This is a genomic window from Saccharothrix sp. HUAS TT1 (assembly GCF_040744945.1).
In the GTDB taxonomy this organism is placed as follows: Bacteria; Actinomycetota; Actinomycetes; order Mycobacteriales; family Pseudonocardiaceae; genus Actinosynnema.
This window is the reverse complement of record NZ_CP160454.1, coordinates 37,195-52,953: the sequence shown is the minus strand read 5'-3', so window position 1 is coordinate 52,953 and position 15,759 is coordinate 37,195. Positions and strand designations below refer to the sequence as shown.

Annotated in this window: 15 protein-coding genes; all 15 read right to left on the bottom strand. The window is 72.8% G+C overall.

Annotated elements, in window-relative coordinates:
* Positions 1-51: 51 nt before the first annotated feature.
* The 15 genes from AB0F89_RS37750 to AB0F89_RS37680 all read right to left on the bottom strand — a co-directional run bounded on the left by AB0F89_RS37750 (position 52) and on the right by AB0F89_RS37680 (position 15,758).
* On the bottom strand, positions 52-411 hold the full coding sequence (locus tag AB0F89_RS37750; RefSeq protein WP_367139637.1) for a hypothetical protein: 360 nt from the start codon (positions 409-411) through the stop codon (positions 52-54).
* The gene (locus AB0F89_RS37745) at positions 408-1,307 is read right to left on the bottom strand and encodes a hypothetical protein (protein WP_367139635.1); all 900 of its coding nucleotides are present in this window, start codon (positions 1,305-1,307) and stop codon (positions 408-410) included. The genes AB0F89_RS37750 and AB0F89_RS37745 overlap by 4 nt, the downstream gene beginning before the upstream one ends.
* A gap of 80 nt (positions 1,308-1,387) precedes the next feature.
* Positions 1,388-2,206 (bottom strand): hypothetical protein, encoded by an 819-nt coding sequence (locus AB0F89_RS37740; protein WP_367139633.1) that lies wholly within the window; start codon positions 2,204-2,206, stop codon positions 1,388-1,390.
* Between the two features lie 15 nt (positions 2,207-2,221).
* Positions 2,222-2,758 carry a hypothetical protein gene (locus AB0F89_RS37735; protein ID WP_367139632.1) on the bottom strand — a complete coding sequence of 179 codons (537 nt, stop codon included), beginning with the start codon at positions 2,756-2,758 and terminating at the stop codon, positions 2,222-2,224.
* Positions 2,755-5,061: a hypothetical protein gene (locus AB0F89_RS37730; protein ID WP_367139630.1), complete on the bottom strand. Its 2,307-nt coding sequence runs from the start codon at positions 5,059-5,061 to the stop codon at positions 2,755-2,757. Before AB0F89_RS37730 ends, AB0F89_RS37735 begins: the two co-directional genes overlap by 4 nt.
* Positions 5,061-5,723, bottom strand: coding sequence for a lytic polysaccharide monooxygenase auxiliary activity family 9 protein (locus tag AB0F89_RS37725; RefSeq protein ID WP_367139628.1), 663 nt, complete (start codon positions 5,721-5,723; stop codon positions 5,061-5,063). The genes AB0F89_RS37730 and AB0F89_RS37725 overlap by 1 nt, the downstream gene beginning before the upstream one ends.
* Complete coding sequence (locus AB0F89_RS37720; RefSeq protein WP_367139626.1) at positions 5,720-7,438, bottom strand: fibronectin type III domain-containing protein; 1,719 nt, start codon at positions 7,436-7,438, stop codon at positions 5,720-5,722. The genes AB0F89_RS37725 and AB0F89_RS37720 overlap by 4 nt, the downstream gene beginning before the upstream one ends.
* 3 nt (positions 7,439-7,441) lie before the next feature.
* Complete coding sequence (locus AB0F89_RS37715) at positions 7,442-7,951, bottom strand: hypothetical protein (protein ID WP_367139625.1); 510 nt, start codon at positions 7,949-7,951, stop codon at positions 7,442-7,444.
* A complete protein-coding gene (locus AB0F89_RS37710) occupies positions 7,948-8,706 on the bottom strand; it encodes a hypothetical protein (protein ID WP_367139623.1) in 759 nt (252 codons plus the stop codon). The genes AB0F89_RS37715 and AB0F89_RS37710 overlap by 4 nt, the downstream gene beginning before the upstream one ends.
* Complete coding sequence (locus AB0F89_RS37705) at positions 8,703-9,359, bottom strand: hypothetical protein (RefSeq protein ID WP_367139622.1); 657 nt, start codon at positions 9,357-9,359, stop codon at positions 8,703-8,705. Before AB0F89_RS37705 ends, AB0F89_RS37710 begins: the two co-directional genes overlap by 4 nt.
* Positions 9,360-9,405: 46 nt before the next feature.
* Positions 9,406-11,166, bottom strand: a complete 1,761-nt coding sequence (locus AB0F89_RS37700; RefSeq protein WP_367139620.1) for a hypothetical protein — start codon at positions 11,164-11,166, stop codon at positions 9,406-9,408.
* Positions 11,163-12,047 carry a hypothetical protein gene (locus AB0F89_RS37695; protein ID WP_367139618.1) on the bottom strand — a complete coding sequence of 295 codons (885 nt, stop codon included), beginning with the start codon at positions 12,045-12,047 and terminating at the stop codon, positions 11,163-11,165. Before AB0F89_RS37695 ends, AB0F89_RS37700 begins: the two co-directional genes overlap by 4 nt.
* Positions 12,044-12,817 carry a hypothetical protein gene (locus AB0F89_RS37690; RefSeq protein WP_367139616.1) on the bottom strand — a complete coding sequence of 258 codons (774 nt, stop codon included), beginning with the start codon at positions 12,815-12,817 and terminating at the stop codon, positions 12,044-12,046. Before AB0F89_RS37690 ends, AB0F89_RS37695 begins: the two co-directional genes overlap by 4 nt.
* Positions 12,814-15,168 (bottom strand): hypothetical protein, encoded by a 2,355-nt coding sequence (locus AB0F89_RS37685; RefSeq protein WP_367139614.1) that lies wholly within the window; start codon positions 15,166-15,168, stop codon positions 12,814-12,816. Before AB0F89_RS37685 ends, AB0F89_RS37690 begins: the two co-directional genes overlap by 4 nt.
* On the bottom strand, positions 15,165-15,758 hold the full coding sequence (locus AB0F89_RS37680; protein ID WP_367139612.1) for a hypothetical protein: 594 nt from the start codon (positions 15,756-15,758) through the stop codon (positions 15,165-15,167). The genes AB0F89_RS37685 and AB0F89_RS37680 overlap by 4 nt, the downstream gene beginning before the upstream one ends.
* Position 15,759 lies beyond the last annotated feature (1 nt).

Sequence of the window (15,759 nt, the reverse complement as noted above, 5' to 3'; positions counted from 1 at the left end):
GCGGTGGTGGTCGCCGGCGGGGACCGGTGGGCGTCACGACACCGGCCGGAGTCAGTCGTCCGGGTTGCGCCACCGCTGGTCCGGCTCTGCCGGGCGGATGGTCGGCTGGGTGATGGCCAGGGGCCGGCCGTCCTGGTCGCGGGGGTCGACGAGCGGGGTGGTGCGCAGCCGCGAGTAGACGAGCGTGCCGAGCAGGAACAGCGCGCCGATGAGGGTGGCGACGCGGTCGGGCAGCACGTCGGGCAGCTGCACGCCGAGCAGGTCGAGCACGGGCAGCAGGGCGGTGAGGACCAGGCCCACGGCGGAGGCGATCGGCAGGAGGTTGCGGGCGAGCGGCGGCACGTCCTGCTGGTCGCCGCGGTGGCCGCCGCCGGGCTGGTCGTCGCGGCGTGGCGGGTCGAGGGGGTTCATGGGGTGGTCGTCCTCCGTGAGGTCGGGGGCGGGTCGACGAGCTCGGCGGCCGGATCGGGCGAGCCGCCGCCCGGGTCGTGCCCGGCGGGTTGCGCGCGCAGCGGGGGCCGTGGGAGGCCGCCGACGGTGACGTTCACGGCCACCTCGACGCGCGGGCGCGGGGCGGGCGGCGGGGTCGGCCGGGTGCGGCGGCGGTGGCCGACCTCGACGGTGACGCTGCCGTCGGGGTTGCGGACCCACCGGAACCCGGACTTCCCGGCGCAGGGTTTGTCGGCGCGCTCGGCGGGGTCTTCGAGCTGGCCGGTCTTGGCGCCGCTGGTGGAGTAGGGGCGACCGTAGGTGACGCGGGCGTAGGGCAGCTGCTCGCACGAGGCCAGCGCGCGGTAGTACTCCAGGAACCCGACGTGGTAGCCGGTCACGCCGCCGTGGCCGGCGGGGATGCGCCACGCGCCGGTGGCGGCGGACAGGCCGGTGGTCTCGTCGGTGACCCAGCCGCGGTGCAGCCGTTCGTCGTCGGCGTCCTGGTCGACGGTGAGCAGGTAGCGGCGGCCGAGCCGGAAGTCCCGGATGCCGGGGACGTTGTTGCAGGTGATGCCGTCGCCGAAGTCCGCGCCGCCCTTGCAGCGTTCGGTGTCGACGACTTCGCCGCCCTTGCCGAACAGGCTGAACGGGGTGAAGCAGGTGCCGTCGGCGCGCGGCTGGAGCCCGGTGTAGGCCATCGGATAGGCGCTGGCGTTGGACCAGCGCCACTGCATGGCGAAGTACCAGCCGCGGTCGAGCGGGTCCATCTCGTGCACGGTGATCGGGAAGGTGAGGTCGCGGAAGCCGCCGCCGGGGGCGTTGCCGACGTTGGCGAAATTCCAGCGCAGGCGGGCGACGTGGCTCGGGGTGACCATCGGGGGTCCTCCACGTGTCGGTCGGTCGGTCGGGGTGGTGTGCCGGGCGGCGCGGGGTGTCCGCGCCGCCCGGCCGGGGGTCAGCCGGTGCGGCCGGGCGGGGTTCGGGGCGGGTCGGTGACCCGCACGTCGACCTGCACGTCCACGCCGCCTGCGCGCGGCAGGGGCCGGTGGCGGTCGCGGAAGCCGGTCTCGACGGTGACGCCGCCGTGTTCGGCGGGTTCGCGCCACCAGTCGAAGCCGCACGCGCCCTGGCAGCGCGACATCGGCGACTCGTAGGCGTCCCCCAGCCGGCCCTGGGCGTGGTCGGGGACGCTGTAGGGCTCACCGAAGGTGACGCGGGTGTAGGGCAGCGCCGAGCAGTCGGGCAGGTGGGTGTACGCCTCGTGGAAGGCGGTCCACTCGCTGTCCAGGCCGCCGAAGCCCTCCGGTACCCGCCAGGTGCCGATGCGGTCCTCGCGGCCGGTGACCGGGTCGGTGCACCAGCCGTGCCAGATCCGCTCGTCGCCGCCGTGCAGGCCGGCGAGCGAGTCGTTCTCGACGGTGTACAGGTACTCGCGGCCGGGCACGTGCGGCAGCTCGACCTCGCAGCTGCACCCCGAGCCGCCGTCCGCGCTGTTCCAGCAGTGTGCGGTGTCGATCGGCTCGACGCCGTCGCCGAAGGCGGAGAACTTGGCGTACTGGACGCCGTCCCACGCCAGCAGCCCGGTGTAGCCCTGCCGTTCGCGGTCGCCGGCGGCCGGTCCGGCGAACCAGAACGAGAACGCGTGGTAGTAGCAGCGCGCCCACGGGCCGTCGTGCACGGTGATGGGGAAGGTCAACGACCGCCAGCCCCACTCGGGCCGGTTCTCGGTGTACCAGCGCACCCACGCCAGGTGCGAGGGCCGGACGGATTTCACGTCGTTTCCCCGCTTTCAGTGGAATGGGTAGTCGTAGTACTCGCCGAAGTACACCGGCGCGTAATTGGACGGTCCTTCGCGGTCGAAGTGGCCGCTGTGTTTTCCGCACCACACCAGCACCTTGTCCGGTTTCTCGGCGACGGAGAACGGCGGGATGTCGAGGATGATCGTGTCGCCCTCGCCGTCGGACGCGGCGACCGGGCTCTTGGCCAGGGTCTCCAGCGTGTCGCCGTTCTGCCGCACCGCGTACAGGATGGCGTTGGTGAACCCGACCTGCGGATCTGTTTTCCAGCCGCTCCACGAGTGGTGGTAGGCGGCGCTGATCTTCAGCTTGGCCCGACCCCAGTAGAGGCCCTTGTCTGTGAACGAGTAGATGCATGGGCTGAAATACGCCCGGGAGGTGTTCGTCTTCTGGTTGTAGCGGGTGTAGGTGCCTTTGCAGCGGAACGGGTCGCCGGGAGGCCAGAAACGGGCGCCTTTCTTCCGGTCCGGGTCGTGGGGTTGCGGGCCGCGGTGGTCGACGTTGACGTTGACCGTGACGATGGCGTTCATCGGCACGACTTCCCGTCGACGGTGACGTTGACGGTGACCGTCACGTCGTCGCAGCCCGGCGTGGGCAGTGGCAAGGCCGCGTCCCCGGCCCCGGCCGAGGCGGTCTCGGAGGGCAGATCGCCCGCCTGCGGGTCGTGCGGGCCGAGGCCGGCCGGGTCGCGGCCGTCGTCGTGCACCGGAGCGACGGGCAGGGGCGTGCCGGCGTCGGCGTCCTCGTCGGGGAACTTGCCGACGATCGTGAGGTCGTAGCTGGCTTCCGCGCCCCACTTGCCGTCGTTGCCGACCGCCTGCACGTAGAACCGGTACGGGCCGGGCAGGAGACGCTTGACGACGAGCTCGGTCCGGCCGCCGCTCCAGGCGCCGACGCGCAGCGGCGACTTGCCGTCGCGGTAGGCCACCCAGTAGTCGCGCATCCCGCCGGAGTAGGCGACCGGGTTCCAGGAGACGCGGGCCAGGTAGCCGTCGCGGTGGGGCACCGGGCCGAGGCCGAGCGGCACCACGAGCAGCCCGTGGGGCGCGGGCGGCCCGCCCGGGTCGGCCGGGTGCGCCCCGCTCTCCGCGGCCGGTCCGCTTTCCGCGTCGGGCCCGATCGGCGCAGCCTGCTCGTCGTCCGCCGCACCGGTCCGCGGGGCGCGGGGGCCGTTGTAGCTCGCGGCGAGCCTGCTGAACTGGAGGTGGTCCTGCGGGGTGCGGGTGCAGGTGTTCAGCGAGCCCTCGCCCGGCTGGGGCGGGCAGTCCGGGGTGTCTTCGCAGGCACGGTCGGGGTTGACCTGGTTGTAGTCGCGGGTGGCGTCCCAGCCGGAGACGACTGCGATGTTCTTCTCCTGGGCGAAGGCGACCAGGGAGCGCATGTGCTCGACGGTGAACACGCGCTTGTTCCAGTTCTGCCCGTACATCGGGCAGGCCCCGAACCGGGACCACGCCTGCGCGGTCGTCCAGCCGAAGGTGGCGGCGGTCTGTTCGACCATCGCCTCGGCGGACATGCGCGTGATCTGCCAGTAGTCCTCGCTGCCGCGCATTTCCATCAACATGCCCATCAGCAGGTCGGGCTTGTAGTCGGAGCCGGCGAGGACGGTCATCAGGGCGATGGTGGAGGGGTTCCAGCCGTCGCGGTCGACGGGCAGGGTGTGGCTGATGCGCACCTCGGGCCGCAGCCTGCGGATCTCGGCGAGCACGTCGGCGTGCTTGCGGCGGTAGGCGTCGGTGCCCAGCGCCGAGCCCTCCACGTCGAAGTCGATCAGGTTGGTGCCGTAGTTGTCGAGCACCGCCAGGTACTCCTGCGCGGCGTCGGCGGCGGTGAGGTCGTCGGCCTCCTCGATCGGGTGCGCCGAGGCCCCGCCGACGGAGATGACGAACTTCGTCCCACGCTGCTGGAGGGGCTGGATCAGCCACTTCAGGTAGCCGGACTCGGCGGCCACCGACGAGTGGGTGCGGCCGTCGTTGGGGCCGGGCCGGCACTCGCTGTCGGGGATGGGCTCGTACTTGTCCCAGGTGGAGCCGAGGCCGGCCCAGGTGGCGCGGGTGCGGCCATCGACCTGGCGGGGTGCGAGGAAGCCGAGGAACAGGCCGTTGACGTCGGCGCCGGTGACGATCTTGCCGAGGCGTGGGGTGGGCCAGGCGGCGGCGTCGACGAACGGGGCGTTGCGCGGGAACCCGGCGGGCGGCGGCGGGGGCCGCTCGTTGCCGAGGGTGCGGGCGGTGATCGCGGCGATCCTGCCGGTGCGGTCGTCGCTGCCCATCGCCCACACGGTGAACCGGTAGTCGGTGTCGGAGAACAGGCCGGACGCGGTGAGGTCGGTGCGTCCGCCGGTCCAACCGCCCTGCGGTTCGCCGCCTTCGCGGCTGTAGGAGACCCAGTAGTCGCGCACGCCGGGCGGGTAGGTGGTGACTGCGTCCCAGGCGATGACGATGCTGTCGCGGCCGGTGCGGACCACCCGCAGCCCGGTCGGGGCGTCGGGTCCGCCGCGCGAGTCGACGCCTTGCCCGTTGACCTTCAGGTCGCCGGGCAGCGATCCGATGCCGGGTTGCTGGTCGGCGGGCCCGATGCCCACGGTGAACTCGACGCTGTGCCCGGCCTCGACTTTGTGGGGAAGCCACTGCTCCAGGCGGGCCTTGACGTGGTTGGAACCGTCGGGCCGCTGGTAGTCCAGGCCGCGGTCCTTGGCGAGCTGCTGCCGCGTCTGGACGGTGAACTCGATCAGCGGGTCGTCGAGCGTGGCGGAGGTGTTGTTGGTGAGGGTGAACTTCGCGGTGCCCCACCACGGGGTGGGGGTGCCGTCCCATTCGACGGTGAGTTCGATCATCAGACGGTCACCTCGTCGTCGTCGCCTTCGAAGTCGCCCGCCCGCTGCGAGTCGGCGGCGAAGTCGAGGTCGGCGGCCTGGTAGAAGGCGTTGCCGGTGTCGGCGACGTCCCAGATCGCGAGCAGGACGTGCCGGCCGGTGCGGTCGCGCGGCAGGTACAGGAAGTGGTGGGTGTCCTTGACCGGGACGTAGCACTTCCAGTTGGCGTTGTCGGGGCAGGTCCACTCGACGTTGGCGACGAGTTCCAGGGCGTCGCGGGTGAGGCCGTCGCCGGGGTTCCAGCCCTGCCGGGTGATCCAGTAGTGCCAGCGGGCGGTGCGGTGCGGCGCGGTCAGCCACCACCGCACGCGCAGCGGCGCCCCCGGGGTGACGGCGGTCGCGGGCCACGGCTTGCCGCCCGGCGCGGTCGGGCCGTCCAGCACGCCGAACCGGGACAGGCCGCCGGAGGCGAGCTGCCCGTCGGGCGGGCCGGCGGCGGGGAAGCCCTTCGGTCCCTCGACGGACTGCGGTTCGTTGCCGATCGCGCCGCACCCGGCGGTCGGCTTGTTCAGCGCGCACCAGTAGGCGCGGCTGACCGGCTTGGTGGTGTAGCCGTGCTTGACCGAGCCGGGCGGGATGGCGTGCTCCAGCACGGGTTTGCGGGTCGCTTCGACGGCGATCATGCCCTCGCCTCCTTGGGGCTGCTGGCCTTGCGGGCGATGCCGGTCACCTTGCTGTCGATCACGCCGTAGACGTGGACGGTGTGGGTGCCGGGCACCAGGTCGGTGAACCGGGCGACGGGCGCGTTGACCCGTTCCCAGCGCACGCCGTCGACGGAGACGACGTAGAACTGGGTGTCGGCGGCTGGCTGTGGCCGGACCTCCGTCCAGGTGGCGACCAGTTCGGTGTCGGAGACGGCCGCGACGGTGAGGTGGTCCGGTGCGGGGAGGTCGCCGGCGGGGTCCTCGTCCGGCGGCAGCACCGTGTCCAGCGTGGTGAACGAGCCGGAGGCGGGTTCGGACTCCCGGTAGTCGGGGGTGCCGGGTTCGCCGACGACGGCGACCACGTGGACGGTGTAGGTGGTGTCGGGCAGAAGCCGCCGCAGGTTCACCAGCGGAGTGACGGTGGAGATCGCGCCTTCCTCGCGGTCGTCGTCGACCCACACCTCCCACGCGTCGACGTCGGGGTGCTGGTCCCACTCGGCCTTGGCGGTGGTGTCGGCGATGCAGTGGAAGAACAGCCCGGTCGGCGGCTCGGGCGCGGGCTGCGGCCGGTCGTCGAGGGTGGTGACCGGCAGGACCGCTTCGTCGGACTCCTGGCCGGTGTCGTCGTTGACGGCGATGACGCCGAACTCGTAGGTGGTGCCGGGGGCGAGGTCGTCGGCGAGCCAGCGGGGTTCGCCGGTGGGCTTGTGCCGGGAGTGGCCGGGCTTGCGGCGCACCGCCCAGCCGGTCGCGCCGGTGTCCTCGTTCCACCACAGCTCGACGCTGGTGGCGGTGACCTCCCCGACCCGGGGGCGCGGCACGCGCGGCCCGCCGCCGTGGGTGGAGACGGTGTCCTGGGCGCCTTTCTCCGAGTAGGACGACCATCGCCAGCGGGCGACGACCATGAGGTTGTAGCTGGTGCCCGGTTTCAGACCGGTGATGGTGTGGGTGGGCTGCCCGAACACCTGCTCGGTGCCGCTGGGGTCGGCGCGCGGGTCGCGGCGGGCAAGGTCGGACTCGATCCACATCACCTGCCAGTGCTGGGTGTCGTCGTCGGGCTGAACCCAGTCCAGGTCAAACGTCGTCTCCCCCGGCGTGACCCGCAGGTCGGTCGGGGTGGCCGGCCGGCCGGTGGCGGCGGGAAGCACGGCGGTGAGCGGGTCGGATTCGGCGGCGCCGATCACCGCGCGGATCTCGACGGTCAGCGCCTGCTCGAACGGCACGTCGCCGACGGCGAAGCTCGGCTCGTCGACGACGGTGTCCACGTCGATGTGCCCGTCGGGGGTGGTGGCGACGACCCGCCAGGAGCGGGCCTCGTCGTCCTGCGTCCAGCTCAGGCCGACCTCGTAGGTGCCGTCCCACTGGTTGAGCAGGGTGTGCGGCGGGCGGGGCCGGGTGGGCGGGGCGGTGCCGTCCTCGGTGAACCCGTCGGGCATCCACACCCGGCCGGTGGTCCAGGAGCCGCTGTCGGAGCCGCGGGTGTAGCGGGCGCGCCACTGGGTCTCGCCGGTCTGGTGCATCGGCACGAGCCACTGCTGGCCCTGCTGTCCGGGGATCTCCCAGTCGGGGCCGCCGGGCGGCTTGTACTGCACCTGCTGGCCGTGGCCGCGTTTGGGCGGGACGGTGAGGTAGGCCCATGCCGCGTGGTGGTGGCACTGCACGTCGCGGGGGCGCGGGATGCTGGTGTTGACCACGGCTCAGCCTCCGACGGGGTAGTCGTCGCCGGCCCACCGCTCCGGGTCGCAGCCGCACTGGATGGTGCGGCCGACGACGAGCTTGACCTCGACGAACGGCACGCCGATCGGCACGACCCGGGTTTCGAGCTGCCCGCCCGGGTAGGGGTTGTCCTTCCAGCCGGGGCCGGTGATCTTCTCGTCGCCGTCCCAGAACACGACCTCGATCTCGCGGTCGTTGAGCGGGCGGGCGTACTTGACCGCGGGCCGGTTGCACAGGCTCGGCGCGGGCCGGTCGCAGTCGGACAGGATGCTGCTGTTGGCGAACACCGCGGCGCAGCTAACGCCCTTGACCGGCTGAGGGAGCTGGAGGACCGCGACGCCGGTGCCGGGCTTGATCGGCAGCCGGCCGATGATCTCGGGCAGCTCGGGCAGATTCGTCCTCGGGACGGGGGCGTGCGCGGCGTGCTGCGGGGTCGGGTCGGGGGTGTCTGCGGTGGCGGCGGCGTCCCAGTTCACGGGTGGGGTGTTCATCGGCGGTTCTCCAGGTTCTCCACGCGCTGCGTGAGTCGGGTGACGCTGTCGGTGAGGGCGGTCAGCGGGTTGCCGCCGCCGTGGCTGTTGTGGTCCTGGCCGTGCTGCTGTTCCTGCTCGCCGGCGGCGGCGTACTGCTCGGCGGCGGCGCCCATGCCTCCGCCGCCTCCCGCTCCTCCGCCGCCGCCCGCGTCCGTCTTGTGCACCAGGCGGCGCAGTTGGCCGCGGTCGTCGACCTCGACCAGCAGCTCCACCTGGCCTCCGCCTCCACCGCCTCCTCCTCCGCCGAACCCGAAGCCGAAGTCGTCGCAGTCCCAGGCGTGCGGGTCGGTGACGATGCGCGTCGACCCGGGCCAGGTGGCTTCGCGGGCGGGCACGAGCGCGCCCCGGCGGCCGGTGGTGAATACGCCGGTGATCGGCGCGTATCCGCTGCCCTGGTCGGTCTTCGCCCACACCCGCAGGTGGGTGGGGGCGAGTTGGGTGCCGCCGATCGCGGCGAACACGACGGCGTAGCCGACGCCGCCGGCGGGGGTGATCGTCGGGGTGGACGGCCGCAGGCGGGTGGACAGCGGCCGAGGCTCGATGGTGGTACGCGGTCCGGCGGTGACGGTCGCCCCGGCGGGCGCGATGAGCTCGGCGTACCAGTCCAGGACCGGGCTGTGCGCGGCCAGGCGCACGGCGAGCGGGTAGCCGCCGGGCTGGGGGGCGTAGCGCTGGACGGCGGCCTCCACGCCGGGAGGGGTTTGGGTGGTCACCGGCGCTCCTCGTCGGGGCGGCCGGTGGTGAACTCGCCCGTGACCGCGACGGTGTGGGCGTGGCCGCGGTAGGCGGTCTCCAGCTCCTCGTGGGACTCGGTGAGGTTGCCGATCGCGGTGCCGAGTTCGTCCTTGTCCTGCTTGGCCTGGTTGCGCAGCGCGGCGGCGGTCTGGTCGGTGTAGGTGCGGGCGGAGGTGCCGACTTCGCGGGCGAAGTCCTTGGCCTGCTGCACGCCCTTGACCAGGCCGGTGTTGATGGCGCTCTGCCACGACTCGACGTTGTCCAAGCGCTGCACGACCAGGGTGGTGGCCGCGACGGCGTCGCCGACCTGGTGGGTGAGGGTGTCGAGGCTGCCCTGGAAGGCGTCGATGCTGGATTTGTTGTTGTCGGCCTGGGTTTTGGCCGAGTTCGCGGTGCCCTCGACCGTGCCGATCTTCGTGGTCAGTTCGGTCTTGTTGTTCGCGACGGTGGTGTTGAGGGTGTTGAGCCGGTTCGTGAGGCCGGTGCTGAGGTTGTTGAACTTGGTTTCCAGCTCCTTGTACTTGGTCTGCCAGTCGTCACCGGCGCCCGGCGGCTCGTCGGCGATGGCCTGCGTGCCGTCGTCGACGGGTTCGGGGGTGGTGTTGTAGGCGTCGGTGTCGTCGTAGTTCACGGCGCTTCGTCCTTCCGTAGCGGTGGTTCTCGTGTGGTGGGGCTGGTCATCCCGGCGGGGAGAGGTGGATGTCGGCGGGCCACACGCGAGGGCTGCCGCAGGGTTCGACGGTGATCTCCACGCGGAACGGGTCTCGGGGCCGGGCCGGGGTGTCGCAGGTGATGCGCCACTTGCCGCCGCCGAGGTCGGTGACGCTCGCGGTGCCGACCCAGGACCGGACGTCGGCCAGGCGGGCGGGGGCGGCGAGGGTGAAGTCGAGTCGCCACGGCACCGGCTCGGTGGCGCTGTTGGTGATCTCGAACCAGGCGGTGTACCGGTCGGGCTTGGACACGTCGCCGACGTGGAAGGTCTGGGTGAGCGGGTTGGCCGGTTCGCGGATGGGGAACTCGGCCTCGCCGAGGCCGCTCTTGGTCTTCTGCACGTGGGTGTAGGTGACCGGTTCGCTCATCGGCCCGTGGATCGTGACCAGGTAGCTGCCGGGGGCGGCGTAGGAGAAGCCGTTGCCGGAGCGGTCGGGGCAGACCAGCGACGGGCGGTGCACCTGGGCGAGGGGGCGGCCGTCGCCGCAGTCCACGCGCATCACCGAGTACGGGTCGCAGTAGCCGAGGTAGGCGCAGTCGGCGACGTGCTGCTCCCACTCCTGGAAGATCGCCAGGGAGCCGTCGGTCCAGGTGCGGGGCTTGGGTCGGATCTGCCGCAGCCGGCGGCGGCCGACGCGCCCGCGCGGGTCGGTGACCTTGGGCCACACCTCGCGCAGCCGGCCGTAGTCGTGGGTGGCGGTGAAGAACCCGCCCCGCTGCACGGGGACCTGGTCGGTGACGTCGTCGCCCCACTCGACGGTCCAGGTGCCGTCGACGGCGGGCGCGCAGGTGAGCGTGACGATCTGGGGGGAGCCGATCTCCCAGTCGACGGTGAGCGGCAGTTCGTTGCAGGGGTTGCGGGGCGAGTTCCGCTGCGACGGGTTGGGTTCCTGGCACACGGTGTCGTCGTGCTTGGGGCCGCCCAGCCATTCGCACACCTGCACGGGCTGCCACCGCTGCCGGAACCGGCCGTTGTCCGGGTCGGTCCAGCGCACGTGGATCGACTGCCAGTCGTCCAGCCACGGCGCGTTGGTCGGCCACAGGGTGTAGTCGCGGGCGGCGCGGCCGTGGGCGTCGGTGACGACGGTGCCGGGAGGGGTGCTGCCGCTTCCCCATCCGGCGCGGCCGAGTTCCACGGTGGTGTGCGCGGGGAAGCCGTGCAGGTCGAGCCGGCCGCTGCCCAGCGGGGTGGTGAGCCGCCATTCGGTGCGCGGCCCGGACTCCGGCAGCGGCGGGTCGGGGATCTCGGGGCCGGTGAACCGGCCGGTGCGGCGCGCGGGGACGTCGACGACGGTGATGGTCGGTGTGCCGATGCCGGGCAGGTACTCGTGCTCGGGCGCGAGGTCGTGGACGTCGTGCTGGCTGACCCGGCCGTCGCCCCAGTCGACGCGGTAGAGCACCTGCTCGTCGTGGTGCTCCAGCGTCGCGCGGACCCGGGTGGTGTCCGGGATCAGCTCGAATCCGGCCTGCGGTGTGAGCGTGGGGCGCAGCACCACCTGCATGGACACCGGTTTGGAGTGGGCCAACTCGGCGGTGGCGACGGCGGTGTAGCGGCCCGGCGCGGGGTAGACGTGCCGCCGGGGCGGTTGCCAGAACAGCAGGCGGTCGCGCGTGCCGTCGCCCCATTCGAGGGTGTAGTGCCAGCCCGCGCCGAACCACGCCGCGCGCACCGCGAGCGGGTCGGTCGGGTCGGGGAACCAGTCCAGGCGGCTGGTCGGTTTGGTCACCGCCGGCCCGCCTTGCCCGCCCGGTCGGCGGTGTCGTCGCCGGTGGCGGGCGGTGCGGGGAAGGGGATGGTGACGGTCTTGGAGCTGCCGTCGGTGGAGCCGTCGCTGTAGACGAGCTGGACGATGTAGGTGTCGTCGCGGGTGTAGGTGTGCGACCGCTTCTGGCCGACGTTGGTGTCGCCGTCGGCCGGGGCGGGGATGGTGCTCTGTTCGCCGTCGCCCCAGTCGATGAGCAGTTCCTTGGCCTCGGCGGAGGCGGTGACGGTGAGCTGGGCGGTGCGGACGTCGGCGCCCTGGGAGAGGTCGAAGTCCGGGTCGTACTGGAGGTCGGTGACCTCCACGTCGGTGGAGGAGACGCGGCCGGTGTGCAGGTCGCGCACGGTGATGGTGTGGGTGCCGGCGTGGAAGCCGTGGCGCAGCACGGTTCCCTTCGGCGCGTACAGGGTTTCCACCGGTCCGTCGACGCCCCAGGTGAACTCGTAGCGCGAGACCAGGTCGGCGGGGTCGGCGGTGACGGTGGCCTCGACGATGTTGGGGTTGTCGGCGGCGGTGGCGAAGGTGACCGCGGGGGCGAGGCCGGCGCGGACGACGATCTGGGCTTCGGCGACCAGGTCGCCGTCCTGCCACGCGGTGGCGAGGTAGGCGCGGCCCGCGGTGGTGTAGGTGTGCGGGATCGGGGGTGCGCCGGCGGCGGTGCGGACGGGGTCGGTGCCGTCGCCGAAGTCGAGGTCGACGGAGCCGGTGAGGCCGGTGAGGGCCAGGACGACGCCGCGTTCCCGCAGCGCGGCCGGCACCCACAGCAGCACGGCGTCGGCGCGCGCGCCGGCGGCGTCGTGGGTGTGCTCGTCGGCGTCCCGGGTGGGGTTGTCGGTGCTGTTCACTGCGGTCCTCCCACGGTGATGGCCTTGGTGGTGGATGCGGACGCGTCGGCGTGCCACAGCTGCACGAGGTGGGTGCGTTGCGGGCCGGCCGGGTAGGTGTGGGTGACGATGTCGCCGTCGAGCGGTTGGGCGAGGCTGCCGTCGCCCCAGTCGACGAGCAGGGAGTCGTCGGAGCGGCGCCGTCCGGCCCGGTCGGCGGGGTGGACGGTGAGGGTGACGACGCGGCCGGTGGCGGAGAGGCTGAACGCGGGGTCCTCGGCCGGGGCGGGCAGGTGCGGGGTGAACTGGCGGATGCGTTTGGTCGCCAGGTCGGTGATCGTGATGGGCCGGTCGGCGGTGTCGGGGAAGACGCGTTCGACGAACGTGCCGGGCAGGCAGTCGGTGTAGGTGACCGGCGGGTCGTCGGGGTCGTGCGGGGTCCAGTCCACGACGTAGTCCGACACCACGCGGGTGTCGTCGAGCGCGGGCCAGTGCACGCGGATCGCGGCGGGGTTGTGCGGGTCGCGGCTGAAGGTGACGTCGGGGTCGCGGCCGGCGCGGATGACGACCTGGTGCTGCCCGATCGCGGTGGACTGGCCCTGTCGGGTGACGTAGAGCCAGTAGCAGCCGGGCCGGTTGTAGGTGTGCTCGATCGGCCGGTCGCCGGTGTTCTCGGCGATCTGGTAGTCGCCGAGGTAGGCGGTCCAGCCGAACATCCAGTTCGCGACGGACACGCGGATGCGGCGGGCGAAGAGGTTGTTCGCCGACCAGGTGACGACGGGTTCGGTCATGGCTGGCTCCCGACGGGCGCGGCCCACGGGATCGGCACCACGCGGCTCTTGGACTCGGAGCCGTCGCCGTAGCCGACGGTGATCGTGTAGGCGGCGGCGTAGACGTAGGCGTGGTGCGCCGGAAGGTTGACGGTGACCTTCTGGCCGGTGCCGTCGTCCCAGTCGCACAGGATTTCCTTGCTCTGGTCGCCTCGCGTGACGACCAGCTCGACGCCGTAGGCGTTGTCGCCCCAGCGGTCGACGGTGAAGTCCAAGGTGTCCGGCGGGACTTCGGGGAACGGGACGGCGACGCCGCGGCGGCCCTTGGCGGTCGGGTCGGCCTGCGCGGCGGCGATGACCCAGTAGGTGGCGGACGCGGCCGGCGCCGGGTCGGGGTAGCGGTGCGACACCGCGCCGAGCTCGTCGACGACGACCGGCGGGCTTCCGTCGCCGAAGTCGACCCGGGCGGGCCCGCCGGAGGCGGTGTTGTCGACGGTGACCAGCGCGGTCAGGTGCGCGGGGTCTGCGGCGTCGGGGTCTTCGGTGACGGTGACCAGCGGCGACGGGTAGTCGACGACGGTGACGGTGCGGACGACGGGTTCGGGCATTCCGGGCGCGTCGATCGTGAGCCGGTAGGTGCCGGGCGAGCGGTAGGTGTGGAGGGCGGGCCACCAGCGGCCCAGCGCGGCGCCGTCCTCGACGGCCGCGCCGGATTCACCCCAGTTGACCTGGTACCAGTCGCCGTTGGTGTCGGTGTCCATGCCGCCGATGTGCAGGTCGACCGCGCCGGCCGACCGGGCGTTGAGCATGGGGGTGCCGATGTGGCGGGGTTCGCCGAGCAGGCGGCTGAACACCCGCTGCTGCACGCCGGGCGGCAGCAACTCCTGGCGTTCCTCCAGGCGCAGCAGGCGGCCTTCGCGGGGCATGGGCAGGGCGTAGTCGTGCACGGCGACCACGCCGGGCGCGATGGTCTGCGGTGGGCTCTCGTCGCCCCAGGTGATCAGGCAGTCGACTCGGGCGTTCTTCGCGGCGACGCGCACGATCTGCGGCGCCGGGGCGGCCGGGTCGGGGTGGGGTGCGTGGTGTTCGCGCCGCCACCCGAACCACACGTCGAGCCGCCAGTCCCACTGGTTCGGGATGGTGACCACGCGGTGGCTGTCGCGGCGCACCAGGTCGTCGACGTACTCGCGCACGCCGATCCGGTGGCTGCCGACGTCCATCGGTTCGTTCTTGATCTCGCTGATGCGGCCGGAGGCGGGCACGGTCCCGAACCGGGACGGGGAGCCGTCGTCGGTGTAGAGCTCCCACGTCGCGCCGGTGCGCAACCACAGGCAGATGGCGCGCGGGGTGTAGGCGCTGTCGTCGAACACGAACGCCATGCCGACGTCGCCGGTGGTGCCGGTCAGGCGGGCGGTGCGCTGGGAGGACAGATCGGTGACGGTGATCGTCCACACGGCGGCCTGCCCGTACTGGTGGCGCACGCGCGGGCGGGGCGGGACGCGGCGCTGGCCGGGCAGCACCTCTCGGGTGCCGTCGCCCCAGTCGACGGTGAAGCGGGTGGCGTCGTCGGGTTCGTCGATCCACAGCAGCACGGCCCAGTCGTCGTCGCTGTCGACGAACAGGTGGGCCCGCGGGTCGCGGCCCTTGATCACCGTGCGGGCGGTGCCGGTGAACGCCGGGTAGAGCACGTCGGTGACCCGCACCTCGTACTCGCCGATCTCGCCGTACCGGTGCGGGACCGGGTCTGCGCTGGTCACGGGCCGGGTCGGGGTGCCGTCTCCGAAGTCGATCACCGCGCCGCGTCCGCCGAAGCCGGACACGACGAGCCGCACGCCGTGCGCGTCGTCGGGGTCGGCGGTCCAGACGACGGTGAGCCCGAGCGGGCCGTGGCTGGCGCCCCACTTCCCCGAGGGCAGCAACAGCAGGTGGTCGCCCGGCTTGGCGGTCTCCAGCGAGAGCCGGTCGACGTCGAGCAGGTCGGTCAGCGCCTTGACCGGTCGCCACGGCGGCACCGGCGGCACCGGCGGGTCGACCAGCAGGTCCCCCAGCCACAACGGGATGTCCGACGGTGGGACGCGGGCGAACTGGACGACCGGGTCGTCGCCGTCGGCCGCGGATTCGACGACCTCGACCAGGACGTGGTCGGAATCGCGGAACGCGGTGTGCGGGATGAGGTCCAGCGCCCACAGCCCGGCCTGGTCGGACCAGGTGGTCGCGGTGCCCAGCACGCGGCTGGTGCGGTCGCCGGTCCACGGCGGGGCGGCGAGGATGCGGGCGGTGACGCGCCGGCCGGGCGCGGGGGTGGCGTCGGCGTGCAGGGCGCGGGAGCGGACGCGGCTGGTGCGCGGCGGTGCCGGGATCGGCGGCGTCACCGCTGTTCACCGCCTTGCGGGCAGGTGCAGTCGTCGCGGGTGAAGGTGGCGGTCTGGTAGACGCCGACGCAGCCGCCGGACGGGCTCATGGGCCCGGCTTGGTCGATGTTCCACGGCACGCTCTTGCGCGCGAGCGGCGCGCAGCAGGCGACGGCGCGGCGCAGCGCGGCCTGGTCGCGGGTCATGCCGTGCGACGCCTTGTCGTAGGCGGCGTCCGACGGCGGGTTGCGGTGTTGGTCGAGGGTGGGCCAGCAGCGGTAGACGCCCAGTTCGACGGTGAGCGCCCACGACAGGCCGCCGCACACGTCGGCGGGGAGTTGGCGGCCGTTGGCGGCGGTGCGGGGCACGGTGCGGCCGGTGACGAACCTGATCCACGCCTGCCCTTGGCCTTGTGCGGTGGATCCGGGCGGGCGGCAGGTGCAGTCGCAGCGATCCGCGGGCGGGGCGGTGGCGCCCACCACGATGGGGAACGCGCACACCGAACGGCGGACGAGGCCGAGTTGGGTGGCGGCGCAGGTGCGCAGCACCCGCAGCAGCGGCCAGAGCAGCTTGTCCTCGACGGTGTCGGGCAGCGTGTCGGCGCTGGTCATC